This is a genomic window from Streptomyces sp. WM6386 (assembly GCF_000972385.1).
Classification (GTDB): domain Bacteria; phylum Actinomycetota; class Actinomycetes; order Streptomycetales; family Streptomycetaceae; genus Streptomyces.
Genome location: NZ_JXTE01000082.1, coordinates 24,851 through 32,169 on the forward strand (window position 1 = coordinate 24,851; position 7,319 = coordinate 32,169).

The window sequence follows — 7,319 nt, forward strand, 5'->3', positions numbered from 1 at the left end:
GCTTACTTTCGACCCTCTACGGCCTGCATCTACGGGCGTAGAGGCTCTGAGGTCCCGTCGAAGGAGCAGCTCATGGCCAACGTCGTACGTGCCGCCCTGGTCCAGGCCACCTGGACCGGCGACACCGAGTCCATGGTGGCAAAACACGAGGAGCACGCCCGGGAGGCGGCCCGGCAGGGTGCGAAGATCATCGGGTTCCAGGAGGTCTTCAACGCCCCCTACTTCTGTCAGGTGCAGGAACCCGAGCACTACCGCTGGGCCGAGCCGGTGCCCGACGGGCCGACCGTCATTCGTATGCAGGAGCTCGCCCGCGAGACCGGCATGGTGATCGTCGTACCGGTCTTCGAGGTCGAGCAGTCCGGCTTCTACTACAACACCGCGGCCGTGATCGACGCCGACGGCACCTTCCTGGGCAAGTACCGCAAGCACCACATCCCCCAGGTCAAGGGCTTCTGGGAGAAGTACTACTTCAAGCCGGGCAATGTCGGCTGGCCCGTCTTCGACACCGCCGTGGGCAAGGTCGGAGTCTACATCTGCTACGACCGGCACTTCCCGGAAGGATGGCGGCAACTCGGCCTCAACGGCGCCCAGTTGGTCTACAACCCGTCGGCCACCCACCGCGGGCTCTCCTCCCACCTCTGGCGCCTGGAACAGCCCGCCGCCGCCGTCGCCAACGAGTACTACGTCGCCGCGATCAACCGGGTCGGCGTCGAGGAGTACGGCGACAACGACTTCTACGGCACCTCCTACTTCGTCGACCCGCGCGGCCAGTTCGTCGGGGACACCGCCAGTGACAAGGAGGAGGAACTGGTCGTCCGCGACCTGGACTTCGACCTCGTCGAAGAGGTACGGCAACAGTGGGCCTTCTACCGGGACCGACGGCCCGACGCCTACGAAGGGCTGGTGCAGCCGTGACCGACAAGGACCTGCTGGGCCGTCACCGGTCCGTCCTGCCCGACTGGCTCGCCCTCTACTACCAGGACCCGCTGGAGATCACCCACGGCGAGGGCCGCCACGTCTGGGACGCCGCGGGCAACAAGTACCTCGACTTCTTCGGCGGCATCCTGACCACGATGACCGCCCACGCGCTGCCCGAGGTCACCAAGGCGGTGAGCGAACAGGCCGGGAGGATCATCCACTCGTCCACGCTCTACCTCAACCGGCCCATGGTGGAACTGGCCGAGAGGATCAGCCAGTTGTCCGGCATCCCGGACGCCCGCGTCTTCTTCACCACCTCCGGCACCGAGGCCAACGACACCGCCCTGATGCTCGCCACCACCTACCGGCGCAGCAACACGATCCTGGCGATGCGCAACAGCTACCACGGCCGCTCCTTCAGCGCCGTCGGCATCACCGGCAACCGCGGCTGGTCCCCGACCTCGCTCTCCCCTCTCCAGACCCTGTACGTCCACGGAGGCGTGCGGACGCGTGGCCCGTACGCCTCGCTCGGCGACGACGACTTCATCGCGGCCTGCGTCGACGACCTGACCGACCTGCTCGGCCACACCCGCCCGCCCGCCGCCCTGATCGCCGAGCCCATCCAGGGCGTCGGCGGCTTCACCTCACCGCCGGACGGCCTGTACGCCGCCTTCCGCGAGGTGCTCGCCGAGCGCGGCATCCTGTGGATCGCCGACGAGGTACAGACCGGCTGGGGCCGCACCGGCGACCACTTCTGGGGCTGGCAGGCGCACGCCTCCTCGGGGCCGCCCGACATCGTCACCTTCGCCAAGGGCATCGGCAACGGCATGTCCATCGGCGGGGTCGTGGCCCGCGCCGAGATCATGAACTGCCTGGACGCCAACAGCATCTCCACCTTCGGCGGCACCCAGGTCACCATGGCGGCCGGCCTCGCCAACCTGTCGTACCTCCTGGAACACGACCTCCAGGGCAACGCCCGGCGCGTCGGCGGGCTGCTCATCGAGCGGCTGCGGGCGGTCACCGCGCAGATTCCCGGGGTACGGGAAGTGCGCGGGCGCGGGCTGATGATCGGCATCGAGCTGGTCGAGCCCGGCACCGACCGGGCCGACCCCGATGCGGCGAGCGCCGTCCTGGAGGCCGCCCGCGAGGGCGGGCTGCTGCTGGGCAAGGGCGGCGGTCACAACACCAGCGCCCTGCGGGTCGCACCGCCCCTGTCCCTCACCGTCGCGGAGGCCGAGGAGGGCGCCGCGATCCTCGAGAACGCTCTGAGGAGCATCCAGTAGCAGTACAGACAGCAGGACAGAGCAAGGGAACGACCGCCATGACCACCGCCTTGGACCATCTGGAACCGGCCCTGTCCGTACGCCAGGTCCTCACTCTGGAACGGGTGCTCGCCGGGGAGCCCGAGGTGGTGGCCGGCGCGGCCCAGCTCGACCGGGCCGTGCGCTGGGTGCATGTCGCCGAGGCACCCGACGTCGGCGTCATGCTCACCGGTGGGGAGATGGTGCTCACCACGGGAGTGCTGCTCGCCGGTGACGAGGGCGCACAGGCCGAGTACATCCAGTCCCTGCACCGCGCGGAGGCCGCCGCGGTCGTCCTGGGCCTGGGGCGGGCGTTCCCGGCCCCGCCGGACGTGATGCGGCGGGCCGCCGAGCGGTGCGGGCTGCCCATGGTCGTCCTGCACCGGCCCTTCCCCTTCGCCGAGTTGACCGAGGAGGTGCAGTCCCGGCTGGTACGGCGGAAGTTCGCCGCCGTCAGCCTCTCCGAGGCCGTACGCACCAGCCTCACCGGACTCATCACCGCCGGCGCCCCGCTGCAACGGCTCCTCGACGACGTCGCCCAGCACAGCGCCTGTCCGGTCGTCGTCACCAACCTCGCCCACCGCGTCCTCGCCACGGCGGGGGAGCGGTCGGCCGTGGACGACGTGCTGCGGGACTGGGAGCGCATCGCCCGCCAGGCCGGCGGCAGTGAGGGCGACGGGTGGATCCGGGCCGAGCTGGGCGGGCGCGGGGAGCGGTGGGGGCAGATCCTGCTGTGCGGGTACCGCGGGGACACCGCCACCGGGCGGCTGCTCGCCGACCGGGCCGCCGAGGCCCTCGTCCTGCACCGCATGCTCGCCGGGAACTCCGCCCACACCTGGGAGGAGCAGTCCGCGCAGAGCCTGCTGACCGACCTGGTCAGCGGGGTCGTACCGGCGAGACAGCTGCTGCCGCGGGCGCGGGCGGCCGGACTGCCCGTCAATCGGCGGACGTTCGTGCCGTTGGTCGTACGGGACGGTGATCCGGCCGAACTCGACCGCGTGCTGAGGCTGTTGGGGCTGCCCGGCATCGTCGCCGAGCTCGCCGACGGGGCGACCGCGGTCCTGCTGAGTCTGGCCCGGGACCAGGACGCGTCGGTCCTGACGGCGAACTTCGCGGCCCGGCTGCCGCAGACGGTGGTGGCCGCCGCCGACCCTCGTACGGCCTGGGACGACGTCCCCGCCGGGATGCGCGAGGCCCAGCATGTCGCGGACGCCGTCGCTTCCGGAATACTCGACCTCCCGGCCGTCGTACGCCTCAAGGACGTTCATCTGCGCGGTCTGATACGGCTGTTGCGCGACGACCCGCAGGTCCAGTCCTTCGCGGAGCGGGAACTGGACGGACTGCTCTGCGGGGCGGGCGAGGACCTGCTCGCCGTCCTGCGGACGTATCTGGCCACCGGCCGCAACAAGTCCCGCACCGCCCAGCTCCACCACGTCTCGCGCCCCGCGCTGTACCGGCGCCTCGAAGCGATACAGACCCGGCTCGGTGTGGACCTCGACGACTTCGAACAGGCCGCCTCGGTACACATCGCACTCCTCGCGCACGACGCGCAACAGGGCTGAAACATGCCACGACCTGGGAAAACGGCGGTGAAACATGGGCCCACGGCAGGGTGACACCGTGGCACGCCGAACGTCCTCAGACGTGACACCGTGCAACTCAAAGCCTGCTTTCGGACTTTCTAGCCTTCTCGCACACCTAGCGACCGGAGGTCCCGATGAGCAGAGTGATTCGCGCCGCCCTTTTCCAGACCGCGTGGACGGGCGACAAGGAATCGATGATCCAGGTACACGAGCAGGCGGCCCGCGACGCGGCCGCGCAGGGTGCTCAGGTCCTGTGCTTCCAGGAGCTGTTCTACGGGCCGTACTTCTGCCAGGTCCAGGACAAGGCGTTCTACGAGTACGCCGAGCAGATCCCCAACGGGCCGATCGTCAAGCGATTCCAGGCGCTGGCCAAGGAGTTGGGCATCGTCCTCGTCCTGCCGATGTACGAGGAGGAGCAGCCCGGCGTCCTCTACAACACCGCCGCGGTGATCGACGCGGACGGCTCGTACCTCGGCAAGTACCGCAAGCACCACATCCCCCAGGTGCCTGGATTCTGGGAGAAGTTCTACTTCCGTCCCGGCAACCTGGGATGGCCGATCTTCGACACCAAGGTCGGCAAGATCGGCGTCTACATCTGCTACGACCGCCACTTCCCGGAGGGCTGGCGGGCGTTGGGCCTCGCGGGCGCCGAGATCGTCTTCAACCCCTCGGCCACCTCGCGCGGTCTGTCCGCCTACCTGTGGCAGCTGGAGCAGCCGGCCGCGGCCGTCGCCAACGAGTACTTCGTCGGCGCGATCAACCGGGTCGGTGTCGAGGAGCTCGGCGACAACGACTTCTACGGGACGACCTACTTCGTCGACCCGGAGGCGCAGTTCGTGGGCGAGGTGGCCAGCGACAAGGAGACCGAGCTCGTCGTACGCGACCTCGACCTCAACAAGCTCCGCGAAGTGCGCGACCGCTGGCAGTTCTTCCGCGACCGCCGTCCCGACGCGTACGCCCCGCTGACCGCCCCGTAACCGTCCTGGACCGCCGTCGGTCCGGAGCACGGGGGCCGGACCGGCGGCATCGATCGACTCGTACGACACCAGGAGAGGGAACATGAGTAGCCGTACCGTCATCCGTGGTGGCCTCGTCGTCACCGCGTCCGACGAGATCCACGCCGACGTCCTGATCGAGGACGGCCGTATCGCCGCCCTCGCCGCCTCCGGCACCCCGGCCGCCGAGGCCTGGAGTGCCGAGCGGACCATCGACGCCACCGGCAAGTACGTCATCCCGGGCGGCGTCGACGCCCACACCCACATGGAGCTGCCGTTCGGCGGCACCTTCGCCTCCGACACCTTCGAGACCGGCACCCGGGCCGCCGCCTGGGGCGGTACGACGACCATCGTCGACTTCGCCGTGCAGAGCGTCGGCCACTCCCTGCGCGAGGGCCTCGACGCCTGGCACGCCAAGGCGGAGGGCAACTGCGCGATCGACTACGCCTTCCACATGATCGTCTCCGATGTGAACCAGGAGACGCTCAAGGAGATGGACCTGCTGGTGGAGGAGGGCGTCACCTCCTTCAAGCAGTTCATGGCCTACCCGGGCGTCTTCTACAGCGACGACGGCCAGATCCTGCGCGCCATGCAGCGCTCCGCCGAGAACGGCGGACTGATCATGATGCACGCCGAGAACGGCATCGCGATCGATGTGCTGGTGGAGCAGGCGCTGGCCCGCGGTGAGACCGACCCGCGCTACCACGGGGAGGTGCGCAAGGCGCTCCTGGAGGCCGAGGCCACCCACCGCGCCATCAAGCTCGCACAGGTCGCCGGAGCGCCCCTGTACGTCGTGCACGTCTCGGCCATGGAGGCAGTGGCCGAGCTGGCCAGGGCGCGCGACGAGGGTCTGAACGTCTTCGGCGAGACCTGCCCGCAGTACCTGTTCCTGTCCACGGACAACCTCGCCGAGCCCGACTTCGAGGGCTCCAAGTACGTGTGCTCGACGCCGCTGCGCCCCAAGGAGCACCAGGCCAAGCTGTGGCAGGGCCTCAGGACCAACGACCTCCAGGTCGTCTCGACCGACCACTGCCCCTTCTGTTTCGTGGGCCAGAAGGAGCTCGGCCGCGGCGACTTCTCGAAGATCCCCAACGGTCTGCCGGGCGTCGAGAACCGTATGGACCTGCTCCACCAGGCCGTCGTCGACGGGCACATCTCGCGGCGCCGCTGGATCGAGATCGCCTGCGCCACCCCCGCCCGGATGTTCGGCATGTACCCGAAGAAGGGCACCATCGCCCCGGGCGCCGACGCCGACGTCGTCATCTACGACCCGCACGCCGAGCAGATCATCTCCGCCGAGACCCACCACATGAACGTCGACTACTCGGCGTACGAGGGCAAGCGGCTCACGGGCCGCGTCGAGACGGTCCTCTCGCGCGGCGAACTCGTCATCACCGAGCGGGAGTACACCGGGCACGCCGGGCACGGTACGTACACCCCGCGCTCCACCTGTCAGTACCTCAACTAGGAGTGGCGCACATGGACTTCGGACTCGTCCTGCAGACCGACCCGCCGGCCTCGAAGGTCGTCAGCCTGATGAAGCGGGCCGAGCGCAACGGCTTCACGTACGGCTGGACCTTCGACTCCGCCGTGCTCTGGCAGGAACCGTTCGTGATCTACAGTCAGATCCTCGCCAACACCTCCAAGCTGACGGTCGGCCCCATGGTCACCAACCCGGGCACCCGCACCTGGGAGGTCACCGCCTCCACGTTCGCCACCCTCAACGACATGTTCGGCAACCGCACGGTCTGCGGTATCGGGCGCGGCGACTCCGCGATGCGCGTCGCGGGCCGCACCCCGAACACCCTCGCCCGCATCAGCGAGGCCATGAAGGTCATCAAGGCGCTCGGCTCCGGCCAGGAGGCCGACCTCGGGGGCACGGTGATCAAGTTCCCCTGGATCAAGGAGGACGCCCAACTCCCCGTGTGGATGGCCGCGTACGGCCCCAAGGCGCTGAAGATGACCGGCGAGGAGGCCGACGGCTTCATCCTCCAGCTCGCCGACCTCTACCTCACCGAGTACATGGTCAAGGCCGTCAAGGACGCGGCCGTCGCCGCCGGGCGCGACCCCTCCGAGGTGAAGATCTGCGTCGCCGCCCCCGCGTACGTCACCGAGGACGACTCGCCCGAGGCGCTCGCCCACGCGCGGGAGCAGTGCCGCTGGTTCGGCGGGATGGTCGGCAACCACGTGGCCGACCTGGTCTCCAAGTACGGCGCGCACTCCGCCGCCGTACCCGACGAACTCACCGACTACATCAAGGCCCGCGAAGGGTACGACTACTCCCACCACGGGCGTTCCGACAACCCCGACACCGCCTTCGTGCCCGACGAGATCGTCGACCGGTTCTGCATCATCGGGCCCGTCGAGAAGCACATCGAGAAGCTCAACGCCCTGCGTGAGCTGGGCGTCGACCAGTTCGCCGTCTACGACATGCACGACGCGCAGGAGACCGTCATCGACGCCTACGGCTCGAAGGTGATCCCCGCCCTCAACGCCTGACCCCCACGCTCCCGTTCCCCCCG

At 69.2% G+C, this 7,319-nt stretch carries 6 protein-coding genes; all 6 read left to right on the forward strand.

What is annotated here, in order from left to right:
• Positions 1–72: 72 nt before the first annotated feature.
• Positions 73–915 (forward strand): nitrilase-related carbon-nitrogen hydrolase, encoded by an 843-nt coding sequence (locus TN53_RS35095; RefSeq protein WP_046262843.1) that lies wholly within the window; start codon positions 73–75, stop codon positions 913–915.
• On the forward strand, positions 912–2,201 hold the full coding sequence (locus tag TN53_RS35100; protein ID WP_046262844.1) for an aspartate aminotransferase family protein: 1,290 nt from the start codon (positions 912–914) through the stop codon (positions 2,199–2,201). Before TN53_RS35095 ends, TN53_RS35100 begins: the two co-directional genes overlap by 4 nt.
• Positions 2,202–2,239: 38 nt before the next feature.
• Positions 2,240–3,781, forward strand: a complete 1,542-nt coding sequence (locus tag TN53_RS35105; protein WP_046262845.1) for a PucR family transcriptional regulator — start codon at positions 2,240–2,242, stop codon at positions 3,779–3,781.
• 155 nt (positions 3,782–3,936) lie between these two features.
• On the forward strand, positions 3,937–4,779 hold the full coding sequence (locus TN53_RS35110) for a nitrilase-related carbon-nitrogen hydrolase (RefSeq protein WP_046262846.1): 843 nt from the start codon (positions 3,937–3,939) through the stop codon (positions 4,777–4,779).
• A gap of 82 nt (positions 4,780–4,861) precedes the next feature.
• On the forward strand, positions 4,862–6,265 hold the full coding sequence (gene hydA, locus TN53_RS35115; protein ID WP_046262847.1) for a dihydropyrimidinase: 1,404 nt from the start codon (positions 4,862–4,864) through the stop codon (positions 6,263–6,265).
• 11 nt (positions 6,266–6,276) lie between these two features.
• Positions 6,277–7,296 (forward strand): TIGR03842 family LLM class F420-dependent oxidoreductase, encoded by a 1,020-nt coding sequence (locus TN53_RS35120; protein WP_046262848.1) that lies wholly within the window; start codon positions 6,277–6,279, stop codon positions 7,294–7,296.
• Positions 7,297–7,319 lie beyond the last annotated feature (23 nt).

Coding starts and splice junctions, on each gene's coding strand:
- TN53_RS35095 (WP_046262843.1), top strand. CDS start 73: ATGGCCAACGTCGTACGTGCCGCCCTGGTCCAGGCCACCTGGACCGGC.
- TN53_RS35105 (WP_046262845.1), top strand. CDS start 2,240: ATGACCACCGCCTTGGACCATCTGGAACCGGCCCTGTCCGTACGCCAG.
- TN53_RS35120 (WP_046262848.1), top strand. CDS start 6,277: ATGGACTTCGGACTCGTCCTGCAGACCGACCCGCCGGCCTCGAAGGTC.
- hydA (WP_046262847.1), top strand. CDS start 4,862: ATGAGTAGCCGTACCGTCATCCGTGGTGGCCTCGTCGTCACCGCGTCC.
- TN53_RS35110 (WP_046262846.1), top strand. CDS start 3,937: ATGAGCAGAGTGATTCGCGCCGCCCTTTTCCAGACCGCGTGGACGGGC.